The sequence below is a fragment of the Streptomyces sp. NPDC052016 genome (genome assembly GCF_044548445.1).
Classification (GTDB): domain Bacteria; phylum Actinomycetota; class Actinomycetes; order Streptomycetales; family Streptomycetaceae; genus Streptomyces.
This window is the reverse complement of sequence record NZ_JBIUBX010000014.1, coordinates 1-23300: the sequence shown is the minus strand read 5'-3', so window position 1 is coordinate 23300 and position 23300 is coordinate 1. Positions and strand designations below refer to the sequence as shown.

19 protein-coding genes and 1 pseudogene are annotated in these 23300 nt (G+C 71.3%); 9 read left to right on the top strand and 11 right to left on the bottom strand.

The window, feature by feature from the left end; genetic code table 11:
* Nucleotides 1-147: 147 nt before the first annotated feature.
* From ACIHAR_RS18650 to ACIHAR_RS18630, 5 genes are all read right to left on the bottom strand, one after another.
* A complete protein-coding gene (locus tag ACIHAR_RS18650) occupies nt 148-1671 on the bottom strand; it encodes an MFS transporter (protein ID WP_365455609.1) in 1524 nt (507 codons plus the stop codon).
* Nucleotides 1668-2219, bottom strand: coding sequence for a helix-turn-helix domain-containing protein (locus tag ACIHAR_RS18645; protein WP_365455612.1), 552 nt, complete (start codon nt 2217-2219; stop codon nt 1668-1670). The genes ACIHAR_RS18650 and ACIHAR_RS18645 overlap by 4 nt, the downstream gene beginning before the upstream one ends.
* A 152-nt stretch (nt 2220-2371) precedes the next feature.
* On the bottom strand, nt 2372-3343 hold the full coding sequence (locus ACIHAR_RS18640; protein ID WP_365455615.1) for an aldo/keto reductase: 972 nt from the start codon (nt 3341-3343) through the stop codon (nt 2372-2374).
* Nucleotides 3344-3543: 200 nt separating this feature from the next.
* Nucleotides 3544-4977: an argininosuccinate lyase gene (gene argH / locus ACIHAR_RS18635; protein ID WP_365455618.1), complete on the bottom strand. Its 1434-nt coding sequence runs from the start codon at nt 4975-4977 to the stop codon at nt 3544-3546.
* A 110-nt stretch (nt 4978-5087) separates the two neighbouring features.
* Nucleotides 5088-6281: an argininosuccinate synthase gene (locus ACIHAR_RS18630; protein WP_400020462.1), complete on the bottom strand. Its 1194-nt coding sequence runs from the start codon at nt 6279-6281 to the stop codon at nt 5088-5090.
* A 241-nt stretch (nt 6282-6522) separates the two neighbouring features.
* Between ACIHAR_RS18630 and ACIHAR_RS18625 the strand changes: the two genes are divergently transcribed.
* The 6 genes from ACIHAR_RS18625 to ACIHAR_RS18600 all read left to right on the top strand — a co-directional run bounded on the left by ACIHAR_RS18625 (nt 6523) and on the right by ACIHAR_RS18600 (nt 13664).
* The gene (locus ACIHAR_RS18625) at nt 6523-7428 is read left to right on the top strand and encodes a hypothetical protein (RefSeq protein WP_400020460.1); all 906 of its coding nucleotides are present in this window, start codon (nt 6523-6525) and stop codon (nt 7426-7428) included.
* 137 nt (nt 7429-7565) lie between these two features.
* Nucleotides 7566-8171 carry a pyridoxamine 5'-phosphate oxidase family protein gene (locus ACIHAR_RS18620; protein WP_365455627.1) on the top strand — a complete coding sequence of 202 codons (606 nt, stop codon included), beginning with the start codon at nt 7566-7568 and terminating at the stop codon, nt 8169-8171.
* Nucleotides 8172-8311: 140 nt separating this feature from the next.
* Complete coding sequence (locus tag ACIHAR_RS18615) at nt 8312-10003, top strand: heme peroxidase family protein (protein ID WP_400020457.1); 1692 nt, start codon at nt 8312-8314, stop codon at nt 10001-10003.
* A 293-nt stretch (nt 10004-10296) separates the two neighbouring features.
* Nucleotides 10297-11679, top strand: a complete 1383-nt coding sequence (locus tag ACIHAR_RS18610; protein WP_388751797.1) for a ferric reductase-like transmembrane domain-containing protein — start codon at nt 10297-10299, stop codon at nt 11677-11679.
* Between the two features lie 58 nt (nt 11680-11737).
* Complete coding sequence (locus tag ACIHAR_RS18605) at nt 11738-12868, top strand: FMN-binding protein (RefSeq protein WP_400020455.1); 1131 nt, start codon at nt 11738-11740, stop codon at nt 12866-12868.
* Entirely contained in the window at nt 12861-13664 is an 804-nt protein-coding gene (locus ACIHAR_RS18600; protein ID WP_400020453.1) for an FAD:protein FMN transferase, read from the top strand. The genes ACIHAR_RS18605 and ACIHAR_RS18600 overlap by 8 nt, the downstream gene beginning before the upstream one ends.
* Nucleotides 13665-13892: 228 nt before the next feature.
* Here the strand turns inward: ACIHAR_RS18600 and ACIHAR_RS18595 are convergent, their stop codons facing one another.
* Genes ACIHAR_RS18595 through argC form a run of 5 tightly spaced genes read right to left on the bottom strand, consistent with a single transcriptional unit; the run spans nt 13893 to nt 18744 of the window.
* Nucleotides 13893-14438 (bottom strand): arginine repressor, encoded by a 546-nt coding sequence (locus tag ACIHAR_RS18595; protein WP_189936685.1) that lies wholly within the window; start codon nt 14436-14438, stop codon nt 13893-13895.
* Nucleotides 14439-14445: 7 nt separating this feature from the next.
* Nucleotides 14446-15657: an acetylornithine transaminase gene (locus ACIHAR_RS18590; protein WP_400020450.1), complete on the bottom strand. Its 1212-nt coding sequence runs from the start codon at nt 15655-15657 to the stop codon at nt 14446-14448.
* A complete protein-coding gene (gene argB, locus ACIHAR_RS18585; RefSeq protein WP_365455646.1) occupies nt 15654-16571 on the bottom strand; it encodes an acetylglutamate kinase in 918 nt (305 codons plus the stop codon). Before argB ends, ACIHAR_RS18590 begins: the two co-directional genes overlap by 4 nt.
* A complete protein-coding gene (gene argJ / locus ACIHAR_RS18580) occupies nt 16568-17719 on the bottom strand; it encodes a bifunctional glutamate N-acetyltransferase/amino-acid acetyltransferase ArgJ (RefSeq protein ID WP_400020448.1) in 1152 nt (383 codons plus the stop codon). The genes argB and argJ overlap by 4 nt, the downstream gene beginning before the upstream one ends.
* Complete coding sequence (gene argC, locus ACIHAR_RS18575) at nt 17716-18744, bottom strand: N-acetyl-gamma-glutamyl-phosphate reductase (RefSeq protein ID WP_400020446.1); 1029 nt, start codon at nt 18742-18744, stop codon at nt 17716-17718. The genes argJ and argC overlap by 4 nt, the downstream gene beginning before the upstream one ends.
* Before the next feature lie 366 nt (nt 18745-19110).
* On the opposite strand from argC, the gene ACIHAR_RS18570 reads away from it, so the two are divergent.
* Nucleotides 19111-19830: a hypothetical protein gene (locus ACIHAR_RS18570; protein ID WP_400020444.1), complete on the top strand. Its 720-nt coding sequence runs from the start codon at nt 19111-19113 to the stop codon at nt 19828-19830.
* 147 nt (nt 19831-19977) lie between these two features.
* On the opposite strand, the gene ACIHAR_RS18565 is transcribed toward ACIHAR_RS18570, so the two are convergent.
* Complete coding sequence (locus ACIHAR_RS18565; RefSeq protein WP_400020442.1) at nt 19978-22467, bottom strand: alpha-L-arabinofuranosidase C-terminal domain-containing protein; 2490 nt, start codon at nt 22465-22467, stop codon at nt 19978-19980.
* A 147-nt stretch (nt 22468-22614) separates the two neighbouring features.
* On the opposite strand from ACIHAR_RS18565, the gene ACIHAR_RS18560 reads away from it, so the two are divergent.
* Together ACIHAR_RS18560 and ACIHAR_RS18555 are read left to right on the top strand one after the other, a co-directional pair.
* Complete coding sequence (locus tag ACIHAR_RS18560; RefSeq protein WP_400020440.1) at nt 22615-23079, top strand: DUF6314 family protein; 465 nt, start codon at nt 22615-22617, stop codon at nt 23077-23079.
* A 58-nt stretch (nt 23080-23137) separates the two neighbouring features.
* A pseudogene (locus ACIHAR_RS18555) lies at nt 23138-23300 on the top strand (IS982 family transposase); the annotation flags it as partial.

The following is a 23300-nucleotide window of genomic DNA, read 5'->3' as shown; positions in this document are numbered from 1 at the left end:
GCCGGGGCCGAGGACGCCCGGGCGCCGTCCGAGTGCGGGAGTACCGCGCCTGCGGGAGCGAGTGTGGCTGCTCGCGCCGTTCCCCGCGCCCCTTGAGGGCGGTTGTCCTGCCGTGGGGTGCGAGGTGCCGCGCGCTCACCGCGGCGCTTAAGGACGGCTGTCCAGCCGTTCGTTTCGCAGCATGAACCAGGCTGCTGTTGCCGTTGCCAGCAGGACTGCTGCGCCTGCGCCCGCTGCGAGGGTGAGGCCGTCGATGAAGGCCTCTCTCGCCGCGTCGAGGAGCGCCTGCGCGGTGGTCGGCGGCAGGTGTTCCGCAACCTCGACCGCGCCGCCGAGTGACTCGTGCGCCTCGGTCGGCGTACCGGCCGGGGCGGTGAAATCGCGGTAGACGCCCGTCACGATCGAGCCCAGTACGGCGATGCCCAGGGCCGCGCCCAGTTCGTACGCCGTCTCGGAGACCGCTGAGGCGGCGCCCGCCTGCTCCTTGGGGACCGACGACAGGATCACGTCGGCGGTCACCGTGAAGGAGAAGCCCGCGCCCACGCCGACGACCAGCAGGGCGGCGCCCAGGAGCGGGTAGCCGGTGGACTCGTCGATCACGGTCAGGGCGGCCAGCGCGAGGCCGATGGCCGCGAGGCCGCCGGAGACGACCGCCCGGACCGAGAAGCGCCGGGCCGCCCGGCCCGCGACCAGGCCGGCCACCACCGCGCCGACGGCGGCGGGCAGTTCGGCCAGACCCGCCTCGAACGGGCGTCGGCCCTGGACGAGTTGCAGGTACTGGGAGAGGAAGAAGACCAGGCCGGACAGGCCGAGGATGGTCAGCAGGTCGGCCAGGACCGCGCCGCTGAAGCCGCGGTTGCGGAACAGACGCATGTCCAGCAGCGGGGTCGGGAGCGTGAGCTGGCGGCGCACGAAGCCGTACAGGGCGGCGGCGCCCAGCAGGGCCGTGGTGAGGGTGATCCCGGTGAGGCCGTGCGTGGCGGCCTCCTTGACGGCGTAGACGACACCGATCATGCCGACGAGGGAGAGTGCGACGCTGGGGAGGTCCCAGGGGCCGGGGTTCGGGTTGCGGGACTCGGGGAGGGTCCTGATGCCGACGAGGACGAGGACCGCCATCACCGGCAGGTTGATCAGGAAGACCGAACCCCACCAGAAGTGCTCGAGGAGGAAGCCGCCGGCGATCGGGCCGACCGCCGTGCCGGCGGAGGCCGCCGCACCCCAGATGCCCACCGCCACACTGCGCTCGCGGGGGTCGTGGAAGAGGTTGCGGATGAGGGCGAGCGTGGCCGGCATCAGGGTCGCGCCGGCGACGCCGAGCAGCGCCCGGGCCGCGATCAGCATCTCCGGCGTCGTCGCGTAGGCGTTCAGCACGGAGACGGCGCCGAACGCGGTGGCGCCGCCGAGCAGGATCCGCTTGCGGCCGATGCGGTCGCCGAGGCTGCCCATCGAGACCAGCAGCCCGGCGATGACGAAGGAGTAGACGTCACCGATCCACAGGAGTTGGGTGCCGGACGGCTTGAGGTCCTCGCTGATGTACGGGGTCGCGAGGCCGAGGACGGTCGCGTCGACGGCCACCAGCAGCACGGCGAGCACGAGGACGGACAGCGCGAGCCAGCGGCCCGGGCGCTTCGCCTCCTCGGGCGTGGTCACCGGCTGCAGGGTGCTGGTCATGGTTCCTCTCTCCGTAGTGCGCCGCCGAGCAGCAGCTCGACGATCATGTGGGTGAATTCCTTGCGGGCGACCCGGCCTTCCGCCACCGCCCAGGCGCCGGAGGCCAGCAGCCCGTAGAGCGCCTCGGTGAGCCAGGCCGGGGTGAGGTCGATGCGGAACTCGCCGCTCGCCTGGCCGCGCCGGAACAGGGTCGCGATGCGCTCGTCGATCCGGGCCCAGCCCTGGTTCTGCTCCTCGCCCTCGAACAGCTGGTTCTCGGTGTAGAGGAAGGCGAGAAGGCCGGCGGCGGATTCGATCTCGCGCACGAGGCGGCGTACGGCCTCGCCCGCGGGGCCGTCGTCCAGACGGGCCGCGTCCAGCGCGGCTTCGCACTCCTCGATGCCGAGCGCCTCCAGCGCCCGCACGAGCGCGTCCCGTCCGGCGAAGTGCCGGTGCAGGGTGGCCCGGCTGATGCCCGCGGCCTTGGCGACCTCGTCCATGGTCGCGGTGGATTTGCGGGTCAGCAGGGCTGCGGCACTGCGCAGCACGTGATCACGGTCGACGGCCATGAGACAACTCTAAACCAGGTGAGACAGTTTTGTCTCACGCTGGGCATGGGTGAGTCATTCAGCACAGGCGTGCTTCATCGCGGGTGCGTGTGGCTCATCGGGTGCGCGCGGGCGGGCCGTCCGACTCCCGCCCGCGACGATCACCCTCTCGCTCAGTGCCAGGGCAGCCGGCCGCGCCGCTCCCAGTAGGCGTGCGGTTCCTCGGCCAGTGCGGCGAGCCGGGCGAGCTGGTCCTCGTCGAGGTCGACGACGGCCGCGTGCAGATTGGAGCCGAGCTGGGTGGTGGTCGCGGCGCCGGAGAGGACGACGCCGGCCCACGGCTGGCGGAGGACCAGGGCGAGGGCGACGGCGTCACAGCCGAGGCCGGTCTCCTCGGCCACCGCCTTCAGGGCGTCGGGGGCGTGCGGTTCCGCCAGGCGTCCGTTGGCCATGCCCTCCTTGACGATCACCGTCAGGCCGGCCTCGTGGGCCTCCGCGAGGGCAGGGCCGGCCGAGGTCTCCAGCGCGTTGTACGTCGACTGGACGGCGCGGAAGAGGGGGGTGTCGTCGACGGTGACCGCGAGGGCGGCGCGGATGGCGTCGGCCTGGTCGGGACCGCTCGTGGAGAAGCCGATCGTCAGGCCCTGGGAGGCGGCCTCCGCCAGTCTGGCGTGGAGTTCCTTGTCGGTGAGGGCCGGGCTGTCGGGGGTCACCGAGTGGATCTGATAGAGGTCGAGCCGGTCGCCGAGCAGGGCGGCCGTCTCGGCGCGCTGACGCTCGTAGGTCTCGACGCTGTGGTCCTTGACCTCGTGCTTCTCCGCGTCGGTGGTCCAGTCGGCGGTGTAGGTGTAGCCCCACTTGCTGCCCACGACGACGTCGGCGACGTCGGGGCGGGTACGCAGCCAGTCGGCGAGGAACTCCTCGGAGCGGCCGTAGGAGCGGGCGACGTCGAAGTAGCGGACGCCCTGGGCGTAGGCGGCGTCCAGGAGGTCGTGGGTGCGCGTGCGCAGCGTCTCGACGCTGCGGTCCTCTCCGAGGTCCCTGTCCCGGCCGAGGTTGATGTAGCCGGGGCGCCCGACGGCGGCCAGGCCCAGGCCGATGTGGCAGGTGGGCGTGGTGGCTGTGGCGAGGCGGGCGAAGGGCATCGCGGGCTCCGTTCGATCGGCACCGGTACGGCTCCTGACCAACGTAACCCGCGATGCCGCCGCGTTCGGCGAGCCGGGGCGCGCTCGGGTGGTGCGGCTCCTCGGCGGGTGCGGGGCACGGTGGGCGCTCGCGCGTGCTCGTGCCCACGCGGCGGAGCCGCACGTCGACGCACCCCGCGCCCCTGTCCGGGGCGCTGCCCTCAGCCCTGGTTCTTCGCGGTCGCCCACGCGTGCTGGGCCGCCACGTTCGCCTTCACCTCCGCCAGCTGGACGGCGACCGCGCTCGGCGCCGTGCCGCCACGGCCGTTGCGGGAGGCCAGGGCGCCCGGGACGTTGAGGACGGAACGCACCTCGGGGGTGAGGTGGGCGGAGATCTTCGCGAACTGCTCGTCGGTGAGGTCGTCGAGTTCCTTGCCCTCGGCCTCGGCCGCCTTGACGCACTCGCCGGCGACCTCGTGCGCCACGCGGAACGGCACGCCCTGCTTCACCAGCCACTCGGCGATGTCGGTGGCGAGGGAGAAGCCGGCCGGGGCCAGCTCCTCCATGCGCTCGCGGTTCACGGTGAGGGTGGCGACCATGCCGGTGAAGGCGGGCAGCAGGACCTCGAGCTGGTCGCAGGAGTCGAAGACCGGCTCCTTGTCCTCCTGCAGGTCCCGGTTGTAGGCGAGGGGCAGCGCCTTCAGCGTGGCCAGCAGACCCGTCAGGTTGCCGATGAGGCGGCCGGACTTGCCGCGCGCCAGCTCGGCGATGTCCGGGTTCTTCTTCTGCGGCATGATCGACGAGCCCGTGGAGAAGGCGTCGTGCAGGGTCACGAAGGAGAACTCCTTCGTGTTCCAGATGATGATCTCCTCGGCGATCCGGGAGAGGTTGACGCCGATCATCGCGGTGATGAAGGCGAACTCGGCGACGAAGTCACGGGACGCCGTGCCGTCGATGGAGTTGCCGACGCTGCCGTGCTCGAAGCCGAGGTCCTTCGCCACCGCCTCGGGATCGAGGCCGAGGGAGGAACCCGCGAGGGCGCCCGAGCCGTACGGCGAGACCGCCGTGCGGTCGTCCCACTGGCGCAGCCGCTCGGCGTCCCGGGACAGGGACTGCACGTGCGCGAGGACGTGGTGGGCGAAGAGGACCGGCTGGGCGTGCTGGAGGTGGGTGCGGCCGGGCATCGCCACGTCCGGGTGGGCCTCCGCCAGGCCGATCAGCGCGTCCTGGAGCTCGGCGATCAGGCCGCCGATGATCCGGGCGTGGTCCCGCAGGTACATGCGGAAAAGGGTCGCGACCTGGTCGTTCCTCGACCGTCCCGCCCGCAGTTTGCCGCCGAGGTCGGGGCCGAGGCGCTCCAGGAGGCCGCGCTCCAGGGCGGTGTGGACGTCCTCGTCGGCGATGGTGCCGGTGAAGGAGCCGTCCGCCACGTCCGCCTCGAGCCGGTCCAGGCCCGCGATCATGTCCGCCAGCTCGTCGTCCGTGAGCAGGCCCGCCTTGTGCAGCACGCGCGCGTGGGCGCGTGAACCGGCGATGTCGTACGGCGCGAGCCGCCAGTCGAAGTGGACGGACGCGGACAGCTTGGCCAGGGCCTCGGCGGGACCGTCGGCGAAACGGCCGCCCCAGAGCCGTACGTCACCGCTGTTGCTGCTCACTTGCGTTGCTCCTAGAGGGTGTGGGTCTTCCACCTGGGTGTGCCACCGCCTCCCCGCGACGTGAGTGAGGAGGCGGTCGTCAGGCTAGTGCGTGAGGTGACCGGTCGCCGTCATGCGAGGTCGCGCCGGGCGGCGATCCTCGACGACAGACTGTGGATGTCGATGAAGCCCTTGGCCGCGGTCTGGTCGAACGTGTCGCCGGTGTCGTAGGTGGCGAGGTCGAAGTCGTACAGGGACGACGGCGAGCGACGGCCGGTGACGACGGCGCGGCCGCCGTGCAACGTCATGCGGATGTCACCGGAGACGTGCCGGTGAGCCTCGTCGATGAAGGCGTCCAGGGCCCGCTTGAGCGGAGAGAACCACTGGCCGTCGTAGACCAGTTCGCCCCAGCGCCGGTCGATCTGCCGTTTGTGACGGGCGAGTTCGCGCTCGACGGTGACGTTCTCCAGCTCCTGGTGGGCCGTGATCAGGGCGATGGCGCCCGGCGCCTCGTACACCTCGCGGGACTTGATGCCGACGAGGCGGTCCTCGACCACGTCGATCCGGCCGACGCCCTGGGCGCCGGCGCGCTCGTTGAGCCGCTGGACGGCCTGGAGGACGGTGACGGGCTCGCCGTCGACGGCGACCGGGACGCCCTCCTCGAAGGAGACGACCACCTCGTCGGCCTCGCGGGGCGTGGCCGGGTTCCGGGTGTACGTGTAGACGTCCTCGGTCGGCGCGTTCCAGATGTCCTCGAGGAAGCCCGTCTCGACGGCGCGCCCGAAGACGTTCTGGTCGATGGAGTACGGGGACTTCCTCGTGGTGGTGATGGGGAGGTTCTTCTCCTCGCAGAACGCGATGGCCCTGTCGCGGGTCATCGCGTAGTCACGGACCGGGGCGACGCACTTCAGGCCGGGGGCGAGAGCGGCGATGCCGGCCTCGAAGCGGACCTGGTCGTTGCCCTTGCCGGTGCAGCCGTGGGCGACCGTGGTGGCGCCGTGCTTCTCGGCGGCGGCGACGAGGTGTTTGACGATCACCGGCCGGGAGAGCGCCGAGACCAGCGGATAACGGTCCATGTAGAGGGCGTTGGCCTTGATCGCGGGGAGGCAGTACTCCTCGGCGAACTCGTCCTTGGCGTCGGCCACTTCGGCCTCGACCGCGCCACAGGCGAGCGCGCGCTTGCGGACGAGCTCCAGGTCCTCGCCTCCCTGGCCGACGTCCACGGCGACGGCGATGACCTCGGCGCCCGTCTCCTCCGCGATCCAGCCGATGGCGACGGAGGTGTCCAGACCGCCCGAGTAGGCGAGGACCACGCGCTCGGTCACGGGTTCCTCCTCACATCGCTGGCCATATGCATGAGTATGCAGCGGCCTGCATGATTCGTCAATCCGGCCCGATGAGCCATGGCTGTCCGTGGTCCGCCCCTGGCTGCTCCGCCCTCGCCCGTCGTGGACCCGCAGAAGTTTCCGCAGAGACTTTGAACAACAGCAACCGCTTACTCGTACTCATCCCCGAGCGCCGGCGCCGCGTTCGTCAACCCACTCCTGACCCAAGTGAGGCATCCGCATGTCCAGGGCTCTTCCGAAGTACAACAAGCGTCGCGTGGCGGTCATCGGCGGCGCCGCCGCTCTGGCGCTGACCGGCGCCGTGGTCGTGAACTCCGCCCTCGCCGGGGAGACGTCCGGGAACAGCGGCACGAACGCCAGGACCCTCGCCTCCCCCGGCACGATCAGCTGCCCGGACGTGGCCTCCCGGCTGCCCGCGATCCCCGCCTCCGCCCAGGCCGAGGTCGCCCGCAACCTCACCCTGCTCAACACCCAGATCGCCGAAGCCAACAAGCGCCTCGTCGAAACCGTCGGCCAGGGCGGCCCCAACTTCGTCCAGAACGCCATCCTCGGCCCCCTCGAGGACAAGCGCATCGCCACCGTCAACCGCATCGCCACCGCCATCGGCCGCACCGCCGAGAAGCCCCAGGGCCTCGACGCCCTCGCACCCTGCACGCTGAACGCAGGAGGGGGCGGGGCGGCCGAGGGAGGCGCGGCCGCCCCGAGCGCCACGGCGACCGATGCGGCCGGGGACACGGGCAACGCCGGGGAGGCCGGGGACACCGGCAACGCCGGGGACACCGGGGACACCGGAGGCACGGGCAACGCCGGGGACACGGGTGAGGCCGGCGCCGCCGGCACGATCAGCTGCCCGGACGTGGCCTCCCGGCTGCCCGCGATCCCCGCCTCCGCCCAGGCCGAGGTCGCCCGCAACCTCACCCTGCTCAACACCCAGATCGCCGAAGCCGACAAGCGCCTCGTCGAAACCGTCGGCCAGGGCGGCCCCAACTTCGTCCAGAACGCCATCCTCGGCCCCCTCGAGGACAAGCGCATCGCCACCGTCAACCGCATCGCCACCGCCATCGGCCGCACCGCCGAGAAGCCCCAGGGCCTCGACGCCCTCGCACCCTGCACGCTGAACCAGTGAGGTGACAGGCGTGGCGGCCGCCCCGGGAGAAGCGCCGGCCGGGACGGCCGCCGTGGCGCCCGCGGCGGCCGCTCCACCGGGTCAACCCTTTCGCACATCCTTAGACAGGCGAAGGACTTTGCCGAAATAATCGTCACATGGGAAAGACCTATGAGCGCATAGACGGCAGGCTCCGCGCCTTTATCGAGGAGCAGCCCCTCTTCTTCACCGCGACCGCGCCCCTGTCCGGCGACGGCACGGTCAACCTCTCCCCCAAGGGCCTGAAGGGCTCGTTCGCCGTCCTCGACGAACACACCGTGGCCTACCTGGACTTCGCCGGATCCAACGCGGAGACCGTCGCGCACCTGCGGGAGAACGGCCGGATCACCCTGATGTGGTGCGCCTTCCAGGGGCCGCCGAACATCGTGCGCGTCCACGGCCGGGGCGAGCCGGTCTTCCGCGACGACCCGCGCTTCGAGGAACTGCGCGCCCGCTTCCCGGACATCGACCCCTCCCCGCACGGTCTGCGCGCGATCATCGTCGTGCACGCGGACCTGGTGCGGGACACCTGCGGGTACGCGGTGCCCTTCATGACGTACGACGAGGACCGTGACCTGCACGGGAAGCGGTTCGCGCGCGAGGACGACGCCTCGCTCAGCGCCTACTTCGAGAAGAAGGAACACGTCGCCACGAGCATCGACGGGCTGCCGGGACTCCCCCTGCCGCTGCCCCCGGCACCGCCGTCACCCGCGCGCCCGATTTGACACTCACACGTCATGTGCACCAAGTGCACGGAGAGGAGCTCCCTGAGTCATTTGACGGAATTCTCCCTTCCATCATTCCCGTCTCCTACGGTGGGGGCACAGGTGCGCGCTCTCGCGCATCGGGAACACATGGGGGATTCATGTTCCGACCCGCACGCGAACCTCAGACCAAACGCCACGTCCGTTCGTCCTTCCACATCGTCGGCGAGGGAATCCTCGCCGACTCCGCGGACGGGGGTCCCGCGGAACCCCTGCCGCCGTCCACGGTGGCGGCCCTGCGCCGCTTCCAGTTCTCCCGGCTGGGCCCCAAGGCCCGGACGTCCCACCTGCTCGACCGGGCCGCCCGTACGGAACTGGCCGAGGCGATGACCGACCCCGACCGGGACCAGCCCGATCAGGCCGACGTCCCGGCCGGATTCACCTACCTCGGCCAGTTCGTGGACCACGACCTCACACTGGACGCCACCGCGGTGCGCCTGGAGGACGAGATCACGGTGCGGGAGCTCCTCCAGGGCCGCTCCCCCGCGCTGGACCTCGACTCCCTGTACGGTCTCGGTCCCGACCACCGCTTCGACCGCCGGTACTACGAGGACGACGGGCTCCGGCTGAAGACCGGCACCACCCAGGGCGTTCCGGGGGACGGGTCCGTCGCCGGCCGTCCCCTCACCGGCTTCGACCTGCCGCGGGTGGGCACGGGCTCACTGCGGTCCGAGCGGCGGCGGGCGCTCGTCCCGGACCCGCGCAACGACGAGAACCTCGCCGTCGCCCAGATCCACACCGCCTTCATCCGTTTCCACAACCGCGTGGTGGCCGACCTGGTCGACAAGGGCGTCTCCAGCGCGGTGCTGTTCGAGTCGGCGCGCGAGACGGTCGTGAAGCACTACCAGTGGATGCTGGTCCACGACTTCCTGCCCCGGATCGTCGACCCCACCGTCGTCGCGGACGTCTTCGCCAACGGGCGCCGGGTGTTCGAGCGGGCTCCGGGCGAGCACGACCGGCCGACGATGCCGATCGAGTTCTCCGTGGCCGCCTACCGGCTCGGCCACAGCATGGTGCGGGCCCGCTACAACTGGAACCGGATCTTCGACCGGGGGCAGGGCACGCTGGAGCTGCTGTTCCGGTTCAGCGGGACCAGCGGCATCCTCTCCCCGCCTCCCGCCGACCTCAACGACCCGGAGGCGGGCGAGTTCGAGCGTCTGCCCACCAACTGGATCGCGGACTTCCGGCGGCTGTTCGCCTTCGAGGAAGCCGTGCCGGACCGGGCCGAACTCCACGTCCCGGCCGACCGGTTCAACGTCGCCAAGCGCATCGACACCCTGCTGGTCAACCCCCTCGCCAAGCTGCCGCTCGGCGCCTTCGGCGGCCGCGGGGAGCAGCCACCGCCCATCGAGCTGAACCTCGCCTTCCGCAACCTCACCCGCGCCTCGATGCTGCGTCTGGCGACGGGACAGCAGATGGTCGAGCACTTCGTCGGCCGCAAGGTCGACGTGGAGCCGCTGACCTCGGCCGACCTCGCGGAGGGCGGCGGGGCGCAGTTCTCCGACGCGCTCGCCGAACAGCTCGCCCGGCACTGCCCGTTGTGGTTCTACGTCCTGCGCGAGGCCGAGGTGAAGGGCGCCGGCAAGCTGACCGGAGTCGGCGGACGCATCGTCGCCGAGGTCTTCCACCGTGCCATCGAGGGCAGCCGCCACTCCATCGTGCGCGACCCCTTCTGGCGCCCCTTCCTCAGCCCCGTCCAGGAGCGCAACGCCAAGGACGTCTTCGAGATGACCGACCTGCTGCTGTACGCCTTCCAGGGGCGGGCGGACCTGCTGAACCCGCTGGGCCCGTGAGCTGAGCCCCGGCCGACAGGCGGACCCGCTGTTCCGGGCGGGTCCGCCTGTCCCGTTCCCGCCGTTCCCGCCTCCCCTGTTCCCCGGCGAACGGACGCGCGGGCCCGGGCCCGGACGCCGAACCGGGCCCCGGCCGGAACTGAACCAGGTCTCGGCAGGGCCCTGAACCGGGTCACGGCAGACCCCTGAACCAGGTCACGGCAAGCCCTTGGACCGGGTCTCGGCCGGACGCTGAACACTCCGCGGTGGCGGCACGTATCTGTGGGCCAAGGGTCCGTACCCACGGAGGAACCGTGACCACGACGATCGCCGGCGGCCGTGCCGCCCGCCGCCAGACGATGCGCCGCATCCGTCCGCGCCGCTCCCCGGCCGTCCCGTTGTTGCTCGCCGTATGGGCGGGCGCGGCGGCCGTGCTGTGGCTGTGGTGGGCCAACACGCCGTCCATCAGGGACAACAACGGCAGGATCCTGCAGGCGGGCCGGATCACCGGTCTGCTCGCCGGGTACCTGATGGCGCTGGTGGTCCTCCAGATGGCGCGTGTGCCGGCGCTGGAGCGACGGGTCGGCTCCGACCGGGTCGCCCGCTGGCACGCGATGACGGGTCGGTACACGCTCTGCCTCACCCTCGCGCACGTGTTCCTCATCATGTGGGGGTACGCGCTGCAGGCCGGCAAGTCGCTCGGCGACATCGTGCAGCAGACGACCGACTCCATCAACCAGCTGCCCGACATGGGCAAGGCCGCCGTCGGCACCGGTCTGCTGCTGGTCATCGGACTGGTCTCGATCGGCCCGGTGCGGCGCAGGATGCCGTACGACACCTGGTACCACGTCCATCTGATGACGTACGCGGCGGTGTACCTGACGTTCTGGCACCAGATCACCACGGGCAACGAGTTCGCCGTCGAGCCCACCGCCAAGACCTTCTGGTACGCGCTGTACGGCTCGGTCACCGCGCTCGTGCTCTGGTACCGGGTCCTCACCCCCATCCGGCTGAACCTGCGCCACCGCCTGTACGTGGAGGCGGTCATCGAGGAGACGCCCGGCATCGTGTCGGTGCTGATCGGCGGGCGCAGGCTGCACCGGATGGGCGCGGAGGCGGGACAGTTCTTCCGCTGGCGGTTCCTGGCGCCGGGCCTGCGCTTCAGCTCGCACCCGTACTCGCTGTCGGCCAACCCGCGCCCCGACCTGCTGCGGATCACGGTCAAGGCGATCGGGGACCACAGCGAGGCGCTGCGCGAGCTGCGGCCCGGCACGAAGGTGTGGGCCGAGGGACCGTACGGCGCGATGACCGCGTCCCGGCGCAGCCGCGGCAAGGTGCTGCTGGTGGCCGGCGGTGTGGGCATCACACCGATGCGGACGCTGTTCGAAACGCTGCCGGGCGCCCCCGGTGACATCACGCTCCTCTACCGGGCCAACAGCACCCAGGACCTGGCGCTGTGGGACGAGCTGGCCGAGATCGCCGACGAGCGCGGGGCGCGGCTGATGTACGCGGTCAACAGCCCCGACGGAGAGCGCCCCGACATCTCGGCGGAGTCCCTGCAGCGCAAGATCCCCGACATCGACGAGCACGACGTCTTCATGTGCGGGCCGAACGGCTTCGCCCAGGGCGTGTACGAGGCACTGCGCGGCGCCGGGGTGCCGGCCCGCCGCATCCATCACGAGTCGTTCGAGATGTGAGCGACGGGACACCACGGCAGTCCCCAGGCCATCAACGAATCCAGGAGTTCGGGAACAGATGAGGAAGAGCCACCCCCTTCGGCGCGTCATGCTCGCCACCGCCGCGACCGTGTCCGGGATCGTGCTGCTGCTGACGCTGAAGCCGGGGTCCGACGACGGCCCCCAGGCGGCGGGCGCGGCCCAGCAGGGCGCCGCCCAGGCCGGGGCGGCCGCCGCCTCGTCGGGCAGCTTCACCGGTGACGCGGCGGACACCCAGTACGGGGCCGTGCAGGTCCGGATCACCGTCGCAGGCGGGAAGATCACCCAGGCCGAGGCCGTCCAGCAGCCCAAGGGCGGCCAGAGCGACCAGATCAACGCCGGCGCCGTCCCCAAGCTCAACGCGGCCGCCGTCGCCGCGAACAGCGCCGGCATCGACTCGGTGTCCGGAGCGACGTACACCAGCGACGGCTACAAGAAGTCCCTGCAGTCCGCGATCGACAAGGCGAACGCGGGCGCGGGCGCCTCCCAGGGTTCCGGCAACGCCGCCCCGGTCACCGGCACCTTCACGGGTGACGCGGTGGACACCCAGTACGGGGCGATCCAGGTCCGGATCACCGTCAAGGACAACCAGATCACCAAGGCGGAGACCGTCCAGCAGCCCAAGGGCGGCCAGAGCGACCAGATCACCGGCAACGCCGTCCCCAAGCTCAACCAGGACGTCGTCACCAAGCAGAGCCCGAACATCGACACGGTGTCCGGGGCCACCTACACCACCGACGGCTACAAGAAGTCCCTGCAGTCCGCGATCGACAAGGCGAACGCGAGCGCGGGCTCCGCGCAGGGCTCCGGGACGGAGGCGTCCCCGCAGCCGGAAGCGCCCCAGGCGCCGGAGGCGGGCCAGGACGCGGGGGCGCAGGACTCCGGGAGCGCCCAGGCGTCCGGCACCTTCACGGGCGACGTGGTGCAGACGGACTACGGGCCCGTCCAGGTCCGGATCACCGTCGCCAACGGGAAGATCACCAAGGCGGAGGCCGTCCAGAAGCCGTCCGGCGGTCAGAGCGACTCGATCAACGCGAACGCGGTGCCCAAGCTGAACCAGGCGGCCGTGGCGGCCGGCAGCGCGGACATCGACGCGGTCTCCGGGGCGACGTACACCAGCGGCGGGTACAAGGAATCACTCCAGTCGGCGCTGGACCAGGCCGGTGGCTGAGACCGTGGCCGAGTCGGCAGCAGCGCCCACCACGGTGCGTCACGCGGAGGAGGTCATGGGGACGGTCTTCTCCTTCGACATCCGCGGCGGGGACCCCGAGGCGGTGCGTACGGCTCTGGAGGAGGCGGTCGCCTCCCTGCACCGGGTCGACGAGGTGTTCAGCACCTACCGCGAGGACAGCCAGGTCTCCCGGCTGCAGCGCGGGGAGCTGAGCGTCGAGGAGTGCGTCCCCGAGGTCGCCGAGGTACTGGACCTGGGCGCCGAGGCGGAGCGGTCGAGCGACGGCTGGTTCAGCATGCGCTACGCGGGGCGGCTCGACCCCACGGGGATCGTCAAGGGCTGGGCCGCGGAGCGCGCGGCGCGGCTGATCGCCGGGGTGGCCGGAGTGAGCGGGGTCAGCGTCAACGGCGGCGGGGACGTGCAGCTCCTCGGGGTGCCCGGTCCGCAACGGCCATGGCGCGTCGGCGTCTCGGACCCCCTGCGGCCGGGCGGCCTGGCGGCGGTGGTGTCGGCGGCGGGCGCGGACGAGCTGGCGGTCGCCACGTCGGGCACGGCGGAGCGGGGCACGCACATCGTCGACCCGCGCACGGGCCGCTCCGCGGTGACGGACCTGGTGGCCGTGACGGTGGTGACCCCTCAGCTGACCTGGGCGGACTGCTGGGCCACGGCCGCGTTCGCGATGGGCTCCCGGGAGGGGCTGCGCTGGCTGGAGTCCCTCCCGGACGTGGAGGCACTGCTGATCACGGCGGGGGACGAGGTGCGATGCACCGGCGGCCTGGCCAGACGACTCGGCTGACCCGGGACTGGTCGAAGGTGGGCGCGGCGGCGTGACCGCACCCACCCCAGGGGCACGGGGATCTGCGCGACCAGCCCTCACGCACCCGCAGCCGACGAACAACAGGACGACCGCCCCCCGAAAGCCGCCTCACCCCGGCAACAAGGTGAGCGCACACCACAGGGGCGCGGGGAACTGCGCGACCGGCCCCCACGCACCCGCAGTCGGCGTACCGCGGCCGCCCGCGTCTCAGTGGCCGTTCTGGGCCAACCGCAGCAGATGGTCCGCCAGGGCCTGGCCCCCCGTCGGCTCGCGGCTGATCAGCAGCAGCGTGTCGTCACCGGCGATCGTGCCGAGGATGTCGTGCAGCTCGGCCTGGTCGATCGCCGAGGCGAGGAACTGGGCCGCACCCGGCGGGGTGCGCAGAACCACGAGGTTCGCGGACGCCTCCGCGGAGATCAGCAGCTCCTGCGAGAGCCGCCGCATCCGCTCCTCCTTCGCCGACTCCCCCAGCGGAGCGCGGGGCGTGCGGAAACCGCCCTCGCTCGGCACCGCGTAGATCAGGTCGCCGTCGGTGTTGCGGATCTTCACCGCGTTCAGCTCGTCGAGGTCCCGGGAGAGCGTCGCCTGTGTGACGCTCAGCCCGTCGTCGGCGAGCAGCTTCGCCAGCTGGCTCTGGGAGCGCACGGGTTGCCGGTTGAGGATGTCCACGATCCGGCGGTGGCGGGCGGTGCGGGTCTGCGGCACGGCGGGCCCGTTCGCCCCCGGCTGCTCGTGGTCCTGCGCCTGGCTCATCGTCGTCTCATTCTCCGGATCGTCCGTCCCCGCTCACTGCGTCGAGAAGGCCGGGCAGCGCCTCGAGGAAGGCGTCCACCTCGTCGTCGCCGAGGGTGAGCGGCGGCATGAGCCGGACGACGTCGGGGGCGGGCGCGTTCACAAGGAATCCGGCCTCCTGAGCCGCTTGGCGCACCTGCGGCGCGAGGGGCTCGGTGAGCACGATACCCAGGAGGAGACCCGCGCCCCGGACATAATCGATCAACGGGTGGCCCGGGCCCTCGATTCCGTCCCGCAGCCGCTCGCTCTGCCGCTTGACGTTCTCCAGCAGTCCCTCGCTCTCGATGGTGTCGAGGACGGCGAGTCCGGCCGCGCAGGCGACGGGGTTGCCGCCGAACGTCGTGCCGTGGTGGCCGGGCTGGAGCAGTTCGGCGGCCCGCCCGAAGGCGACGGTCGCGCCGAGCGGCAGGCCGCCGCCGAGCTGCTTGGCGAGGGTGACGACGTCGGGCAGGACTCCCTCGTGGGCCTGGTACTCGAACCAGTGCCCGGTCCTGCCGATGCCGGTCTGCACCTCGTCGAGGACGAGGAGCGAGCCGGTGGCGGCGGTGATCGCGCGGGCGGCCTTGAGGTAGTCCGCGGGCGGGACCACGACGCCGAGTTCGCCCTGGATCGGCTCGACGATGACGAGAGCGGTCTCCTCGGTGACCGCGGCGGCGAGCGCCTGCGCGTCGCCGAACGGGACGTGCGTGACGTCACCGGGCAGCGGCAGGAAGGGTTCCCGTTTGCCGGGCTGCCCGGTGAGCGCGAGCGCGCCCATGGTGCGGCCGTGGAAGGCGCCCTCGGTGGCCACGACGTGGGTTCGCCCGGTCAGCCGGCCGATCTTGAAGGCGGCCTCGTTGGCCTCGGCGCCGGAGTTGCAGAAGAAGACCCTGCCGTCCCGGCCGAACAGCCGGAGCAGCCGCTCGGCGAGGGCGACGGTCGGCTCGGCCATGAAGAAGTTGGAGATGTGGCCGAGGGAGCCGATCTGCCGGCTCACGGCCTCGACGACCGCCGGGTGGGCGTGACCGAGTGCGTTGGTCGCGATGCCGCCGACGAAGTCGACGTAGGCGTTGCCCTCGGCGTCCCAGACCCGGCTGCCCTCGCCGCGTACGAGGGGCAGCAGGGGGGTGCCGTAGTTGTTCATGAGCGCGCTCTGCCACCGCGCGGTCAGTTCCTGGTTGCTGGTGGTGGCGTTGCTCATGACGACTCCCCCTGTTCGCCCGGATTCTCGTCGGGCACGACCATCGTGCCGATGCCCTCGTCGGTGAAGACCTCCAGCAGGATCGAGTGCTGGACCCGCCCGTCGATGACGCGGGCGGTCGTGACGCCGTTGCGCACGGCGTGCAGGCAGCCCTCCATCTTCGGGACCATGCCGGAGGACAGCTCCGGCAGCAGCTTCTCCAGTTGGGAAGCGGTGAGGCGGCTGATCACCTCGTCGGAGTTCGGCCAGTCCTCGTAGAGGCCCTCGACGTCGGTGAGGACCATGAGGGTTTCGGCGCCCAGTGCCGCAGCGAGTGCCGCAGCCGCCGTATCAGCATTGACGTTGTAGACATGTCCGTCATCCTGGGAGCGGGCGATCGAGGAGACGACCGGGATGCGGCCGTCGGCGAGCAGGGCCTGGATCGCGCCCGTGTCGATCGAGGTGATCTCGCCCACCCGCCCGATGTCGACGCGCTCGCCGTCGATCTCGGGCTGGTGCTTGGTGGCGGTGATGGTGTGCGCGTCCTCGCCGGTCAGGCCGACGGCGAGCGGACCGTGCTGGTTGAGCAGCCCGACCAGCTCGCGCTGCACCTGTCCGGCGAGCACCATGCGGACGACGTCCATGGCGTCCTCGGTGGTGACGCGCAGGCCCGCCTTGAACTCGCTGACGATGCCGTGCCGGTCGAGGGCGGCGCTGATCTGCGGGCCGCCGCCGTGCACGACGACGGGCTTGAGGCCGGCGTGGTGCAGGAACACGACGTCCTGGGCGAACGCGGCCTTCAGCTCCTCGTCGATCATGGCGTTGCCGCCGAACTTGATGACGACGGTCTTGCCGTTGTGGCGGACCAGCCAGGGCAGCGCCTCGATGAGGATCTGGGCCTTGGGGAGGGCGGTGTGCTTCCGCGTGGTGCTCATGACGAGTAGGCGCTGTTCTCGTGGACGTAGTCGGCGGTGAGGTCGTTGGTCCAGATGGTGGCGGTCTCGGAGCCGGCCGCGAGGTCGGCGACGATGTGCACCTCGCGGAAGCGCATGTCGACCTTGTCGCGGTCCTCGCCGACGCCGCCGTTCTTGCACACCCAGACGCCGTTGATGGCGACGTTGAGCCGGTCCGGCTCGAAGGCGGCGGACGTGGTGCCGATCGCGGAGAGCACGCGGCCCCAGTTGGGGTCCTCGCCGTGGATGGCGCACTTGAGGAGGTTGTTGCGGGCGATGGAGCGGCCCACCTCGACGGCGTCGTCCTCGGACGCGGCGCCCACCACCTCCACCTTGATGTCCTTGCTGGCGCCCTCGGCGTCCCGGATGAGCTGCTGCCCGAGGTCGTCGCAGACCGTCCGCACGGCTTCGGCGAACTCCTCGTACTGCGGGGTGACCCCGGAGGCCCCGGAGGCGAGCAGCAGCACGGTGTCGTTGGTGGACATGCAGCCGTCGGAGTCGACGCGGTCGAAGGTGACCTTGGTGGCCGCGCGCAGCGCCTTGTCCAGTGCGTCGCTGTCGAGGTCGGCGTCGGTGGTGAGGACGACCAGCATGGTGGCGAGGCCGGGGGCGAGCATGCCCGCGCCCTTGGCCATGCCGCCGACGGTCCAGCCGTCCTTCGTCACGACGGACGTCTTGTGGACGGTGTCGGTGGTCTTGATGGCGATGGCCGCCTTCTCGCCGCCGTGCTCGCTCAGCGCGCCGGCCGCGGTCTCGACCCCGGGAAGCAGCTTGTCCATCGGGAGCAGGACGCCGATGAGGCCCGTGGAGCACACGGCCACCTCGCCGGCGCCCACGCCGAGCACGTCGGCGACCTTCTCCGCGGTCGCGTGCGTGTCCTGGAAGCCCTTCGGCCCCGTGCACGCGTTGGCCCCGCCGGAGTTGAGGATCACCGCGGACAGCTGACCGCTCTTGAGGACCTGCTCCGACCACAGCACCGGCGCGGCCTTGACGCGGTTGGAGGTGAAGACGCCCGCGGCGGCGCGGCGCGGCCCGTTGTTGACCACGAGGGCCAGGTCCGGGTTGCCGTTCTCCTTGATCCCGGCGGCGATGCCCGCCGCCGTGAATCCCTTGGCTGCCGTGACGCTCACGGTGCGACTCCGATCGTGGAAAGACCGAGCTCCTCGGGATACCCGAGGGCGATGTTCATGCTCTGGACGGCACCGCCCGCGGTGCCCTTGGTGAGGTTGTCGATGGCGCTGATCGCGATGATCCGGCCCGCGGCCTCGTCGTGGGCGACCTGCACCTGAACGGCGTTGGAACCGTGCACGGACGCCGTGGCGGGCCACTGGCCCTCGGGCAGCAGGTGGACGAAGGGCTCGTCGGCGAAGGCCTTCTCGTAGGCGGCGCGGACGCTCTCGGCGGTGACGCCGTCGCGCGCCTTGGCGCTGCACGTGGCGAGGATGCCGCGGGGCATCGGCGCGAGGGTCGGCGTGAAGGAGACGCAGACCCGCTCCCCCGCCGCCGCGCTGAGGTTCTGGATCATCTCGGGCGTGTGCCGGTGGCCGCCGCCGACGCCGTACGGCGACATGGAGCCCATGACCTCGCTGCCGAGCAGGTGCGGCTTGGGCGCCTTGCCCGCGCCGGAGGTGCCGGACGCGGCGACGATCACGGCCTCGGCCTCGGCCAGGCCCGCCGCGTACGCCGGGAAGAGCGCGAGGGAGACGGCCGTGGGGTAGCAGCCGGGTACCGCGATGCGCTTGGACCCCTCCAGCGCGGCGCGGCCACCCGGCAGTTCGGGAAGGCCGTAGGGCCAGGTACCGGCGTGCGGGGAGCCGTAGAACCTCTCCCAGTCGGCCGGGTCCTTCAGCCGGAAGTCGGCGCCCATGTCGACGACGAGGACGTCCGGTCCGAGCTGTTCGGCGACGGCGGCGGACTGCCCGTGCGGGAGGGCGAGGAAGACGACGTCATGCCCGGCGAGCACCTCGGCCGACGTCTCCCGCAGGACGCGGTCGGCCAGCGGCAGCAGGTGCGGCTGGAGCGCGCCCAGCTTCTGTCCCGCGTTGGAATTGCCGGTCAGGGCGCCGACCTCGACCTCGGGGTGCGCGAGGAGCAGGCGCAGCACCTCGCCGCCCGCATACCCGCTCGCTCCGGCCACTGCCGCACGTACCGCCATGGACTCCTCCTCTTGGATGGCATGACTATACGTTTCGCTGCACGTTTATGCAATCCATTCCGCAGGTGATGCCCCGGGGCGATCTGTGCCCATGCGGCCGTACTCCGTAACCTCCCGCCCCGGGCAACGTCATCCGGGCCGGACCCGGCGCCGTGCGCCTGTCCACGGCGGCGCCGAGTCTTCGCCCGAGGTGCTGACCCTCGCCGTCGCGGAACTCGCACCGTTCTGCGCGTGACCGACCGGGTGCCGAGCACGCTGTCGCACCGGGAGAGCCGCGCCTTCCGCCGCCGGTGGCGACCCGGGGTCCGCCGTCGTGGCGGCGGCCCGGCTTCTGCCCGCGGCGGCGACCCCGGCATGATGATCGACATGACACCGATCACCGGCCTGGACCTCACCGGATTCACCGAACGCGAGCCGGGGGTGTGGACCGACACGACGGGGCTCGTCGTGTCGGTTCACTTCTTCCCGCTCGTACCGGATCTGCCCGCCCCGCTGCACGAGAGGGACCGTCTGCGCGCGGGGCTCGCGCAGGGCGTGGCCTCGGCGGGCGGCGGGCTGATCGAGGCGGTGCCCGGCGCCGTGGACGGCGTTCCGGCGATCCGCCAGCTGGTGAAGGTGCCGCTGCAGAGCCGGCCCGGGCAGGCCTTCCTGGCCACCTGGACGGTGCCGAAGGCGGGATGCAGCACGGTGCTGAAGATACAGGCGGCCGAGGGCGCGACGACCGGCATGCGGGAGGCGATGATCATGGCTCAGGTGGGGCCGGCCGACTACTTCCGGCCCCACCCGTACGCGGGCGGCGGGCAGCTCGGCGGGCTGCCGTACCACGTCGGCGACCACGAGCAGTGGGACGCGCAGTTCCCCGACCATCCCCTCACCCTCGTCCGCGCGGCCCTGCACCGGATCACGCCCACGGTCACCCTCGACGAGCGCTTCAAGTCGCTGCCGCCGTTCGCCGGTCCGGCCCCGCAGGCCCCAGGCCCGCACGCACCTTTCCCGCCGGCGCCCGTACCGCAGACACCGGTCCCGCCGGCGCCCGTCCCGCCGGCGCCGGCCAAGCGGGGCTGGTTCCGGCGGAAGAGCTCCTGACGGGCGTCCCGCGCCCGCCGGCGATCACCCCGTCGCCGAACGGCGACGACCGCTCGGTGGCGCGCGGAACGCAGCGGGTGGACGCCTCCCGTCGGGGGCGCCCACCCGCGCGCGTTGCTTCCTCGGCACTTCCTCAGCCGAGTTCGCTCACTTCTGCTTGATCCGCAGGAAGGTGACCGAGTTCGCGGGGAAGGTGTACGTGAACTTGTCGGCGACCCCGGTGAAGGTGGAGGTCACCGGCGCGACCGGGGTCTCCGTCTCCGTGTTGACCGCGTCGGGCGCGGCGGCCAGCGTGGTCACCCGGGCCTTGGTGGCGACCCTGGCGCCACCGAGGTCGATCGCCGTACGGGCGTCCGCGGACCGGGCGTTGACGACCTTGACGATCAGGTCACCGGACTTCTTGTCCTTGGTGACGACCTGGCGGAACGGCTCGGCCGGCTTGTCGTCGGTGAAGCTGCCCCACTCCTGGCCGTCGAGGTAGAGGGTGACCTGGCGGCCCCGCACCTTGATGTCGATGTCGTAGGCACGGCCCGTCTCGATCGTCCCGGCCTTGGAGACGAGCGTCGACTTGCCGCCGTCCACGGCCTGCTCGACGGCGCTGGTGGTGTTGTTCCAGCCGCCCAGGTTCCACCAGTAGTAGTTGCCGGTGTCCTTGACTCCGAAGGCGACGAGGAAGCCCTCCTTGCCGGACTTCTTGGTGGCCTTCACGTGCAGGTCGTAGTCGTGCCAGTTCGCGTCACCGGCCGAGACCATGGTGTTCTCGGCGGCCACGTCCGTCTGGACGTACTGCCCGTCCTGGAGGCTCCAGCTGCCGCCCCCGGTGTGCGTCCACCGGGAGGCGTCGCCGGAGAAGTCGTCGCTGAGCAGCGTGGCCCCGTCGGCGCCCGTCACCTTCACGTCGTCGTACGCGGCCGTCGTCGCCCAGGTGGACAGGCCGACGGCGCCGGTGATGGGGCCGCTCACGGACGGGGTGGAGGTGGCCGTCGAAGGCACCACGCGGTCGCCGACGTTGTTCATGAAGAGCTTCTGGACCTCGTAGTTGGCCGAGTTCCAGGAGGCGTGGTTGTTGAACCACACCATGTCGGGGCTCCACTGCACGTAGTCCTCGTTGGCGAACAGCGGTGCGTAGGAGGCGAGTTTGACGACGTCCGCGTTGCGTTCCAGGCCGGTCATGAAGGCCGCCTCGGCGAGGCCGTTCTTGAAGGCGTTGCCCCAGGAGGCGTACTCGCCGAGGAAGACCTTCGGGCCGTTCCTGTCGTAGGAGTCGTAGCGGTCGTTGTTCTGCAGGAACCACTGCGGGCTGTTGTAGTAGTGCTCGTCGACCATGTCGACGTTCGCCTCGCGGTTGAGCTGCCAGGCGGTGTCGAAGGTGGAGCCCGCGTCGTCGGGCCCGGAGTTCGAGACGACCGTGATCTCCGGGTACCGGGCCTCGATGGCGGCGCGGAACTCCTTGAACCTGGCCATGAACTCGACGGGCAGGTTCTCCTCGTTGCCGACCCCGATGTGCGTGAGGTGGAAGGGCTTGGGGTGGCCCATCTGCGCGCGCTTCCTGCCCCACGTCGACGTCACCGGGCCGTTGGCGAACTCGATGAGGTCGAGGGTGTCCTGGATGTGCCGCTTGAGCAGGGCGTCGTCGACGACGGCCTTGTTCTGGCCGCAGCCGGTCACCAGGGCCGGGACGACGGGCAGCGGCATGGCCCCGATGTCCTCGGCGAAGCGGAAGTACTCGTAGTAGCCGAGGCCGTAGCTCTGGTTGTAGCCCCAGAAGTTGGCGTTGGTGGCGCGCTCCTCCACGGGGCCGATGGTGTCCTTCCACTGGTAGGAGCGGGCACGCTGCCAGCCGGAGGCCTCGCTGTAGTCCTGCATGGAGCCGGTGTTGACCAGGCAGCCCCCGGGGAAGCGCAGGAAACCCGGGCGCAGGGCGGCGACCTTCTCGGCGAGGTCCTTGCGCAGGCCGTTGGACTGGTGCTTGTAGGTGTCGCGCGGGAACAGCGACACCATGTCGAGGGCCGCCGCACCGGAGGAGGCGACGGTCAGGCGGCCGTCGCTGCTCGTGCGGCTCGCGGTGAAGGTGACCTCGTACTTCGCCCAGCCGCCGGTCCGCACGACCACTCGGCGGGCCGTGGCCAGCGTGCCGTCGGCGTCCTGGAGGGAGACGGCGAGCGTGGTGCCGCTCTCGGCGCGGGCCCACACCGAGAAGTCGTACTTCTTGCCCTGCTCGACCCGGATGCCGCTGTTGTAGCCGGCGTTGGTGACCGAGGAACCGGCGGCCAGGGAGAGGTAGTTGCGGTTGCGCTCGTTGAGGCGGCCGGCGTCGTTCACGACCTGCGCGGTGCCGTCGACCGTCCAGGAGGTGAGCGGGGTGTAGGAGCGGTTGTCGACGGTGGAGTACTCGAACGAACGGTTCTGCACGAGTTCGGCGTACAGACCGCCGTCGGCGGCGCGGTTGATGTCCTCGAAGAAGACGCCGTACATCGTGTCGTCGATCTCCGCGCCCTTGGCGGTCGGATCGACGGTGATCGTGTAGTCGGTGACGTCCTCGGCGTGCGCGGGGGCGGGCAGGAGGGCGCCGGCCGTGAGGAGGGCGGTGGCGGTGAGGCCGACTCTCCAACGGGTGCGGGTGGTGCTGCGTGACATGGATACTCCGGGCGGCTCAGGTGGGCCATCGTTCCCGACGGTTCGAAATATCGGACATTGATCAGTACTTCGAACGGCAACATAGGGAGGAGACCCCAGCGCGTCAATGGGTCGCACAGCAACGGACGTGACGGAGGACGGCAGGAGATGGGCGAGTTCTGGCCAGTGCGCGATGTCCTGGCATACCTCGCCGGGAGCTGGCGGGTCGCACGGACGGTGCGCGATCTGGCGAGCGGCGACGAGGGCCGCTTCGAGGGGACGACGGCTTTCGGCCCGCTCGATCCGGGCGGGCTCCTGCACGAGGAGTCGGGCACGTTCCTTTGGCGGGGCGTCCCGCGGCCCGCCGAGCGGACCCTGCGCTTCCTGCCCGGGCCGACGCCCGGCACGGCGGACGTACGGTTCGCCGACGGCCGGCCCTTCCACGACCTGGACCTGAGAACCGGTCGGCACGTGACCGACCACCCCTGCGCCGCCGACCTCTACCGGGGCGAGTTCACGGTCCGCGACGCCGACCACTGGCGTACGGTCTGGCGGGTGGGCGGACCGGCCAAGGACCTCCTGCTCACCACGGACTACGCGCGCGAGACCGCCGGCCGCGTGGCCGCCGTCTAGATGATCTATTCCAAGGGGTGCCCGTACAGACGTGAACGAGGGTGTCCAAGATCGTTGTGTGACGAACAACCTGGACACCCTCGCGACCGCACTCTACGTGAGAACCGACGACCTTCTGAAAGCGGATCCGCACCTGGGCCCGTGGCGACCGGCGGTGGGCATAGCACCCAAGCTCAGTGACGCCGAGCTCGTCACCCTGGCGGTGATGCAGGCCCTGCTCG

What these genes read in the sequence shown, in the direction of transcription:
- ACIHAR_RS18650 (WP_365455609.1), bottom strand. Translation starts at nt 1,671, where the DNA reads ATGACCAGCACCCTGCAGCCGGTGACCACGCCCGAGGAGGCGAAGCGC.
- ACIHAR_RS18645 (WP_365455612.1), bottom strand. Translation starts at nt 2,219, where the DNA reads ATGGCCGTCGACCGTGATCACGTGCTGCGCAGTGCCGCAGCCCTGCTG.
- ACIHAR_RS18640 (WP_365455615.1), bottom strand. Translation starts at nt 3,343, where the DNA reads ATGCCCTTCGCCCGCCTCGCCACAGCCACCACGCCCACCTGCCACATC.
- ACIHAR_RS18625 (WP_400020460.1), top strand. Translation starts at nt 6,523, where the DNA reads ATGTCCAGGGCTCTTCCGAAGTACAACAAGCGTCGCGTGGCGGTCATC.
- ACIHAR_RS18620 (WP_365455627.1), top strand. Translation starts at nt 7,566, where the DNA reads ATGGGAAAGACCTATGAGCGCATAGACGGCAGGCTCCGCGCCTTTATC.
- ACIHAR_RS18615 (WP_400020457.1), top strand. Translation starts at nt 8,312, where the DNA reads ATGTTCCGACCCGCACGCGAACCTCAGACCAAACGCCACGTCCGTTCG.
- ACIHAR_RS18605 (WP_400020455.1), top strand. Translation starts at nt 11,738, where the DNA reads ATGAGGAAGAGCCACCCCCTTCGGCGCGTCATGCTCGCCACCGCCGCG.
- ACIHAR_RS18595 (WP_189936685.1), bottom strand. Translation starts at nt 14,438, where the DNA reads ATGAGCCAGGCGCAGGACCACGAGCAGCCGGGGGCGAACGGGCCCGCC.
- ACIHAR_RS18590 (WP_400020450.1), bottom strand. Translation starts at nt 15,657, where the DNA reads ATGAGCAACGCCACCACCAGCAACCAGGAACTGACCGCGCGGTGGCAG.
- argB (WP_365455646.1), bottom strand. Translation starts at nt 16,571, where the DNA reads ATGAGCACCACGCGGAAGCACACCGCCCTCCCCAAGGCCCAGATCCTC.
- argC (WP_400020446.1), bottom strand. Translation starts at nt 18,744, where the DNA reads ATGGCGGTACGTGCGGCAGTGGCCGGAGCGAGCGGGTATGCGGGCGGC.
- ACIHAR_RS18570 (WP_400020444.1), top strand. Translation starts at nt 19,111, where the DNA reads ATGACACCGATCACCGGCCTGGACCTCACCGGATTCACCGAACGCGAG.
- ACIHAR_RS18565 (WP_400020442.1), bottom strand. Translation starts at nt 22,467, where the DNA reads ATGTCACGCAGCACCACCCGCACCCGTTGGAGAGTCGGCCTCACCGCC.
- ACIHAR_RS18560 (WP_400020440.1), top strand. Translation starts at nt 22,615, where the DNA reads ATGGGCGAGTTCTGGCCAGTGCGCGATGTCCTGGCATACCTCGCCGGG.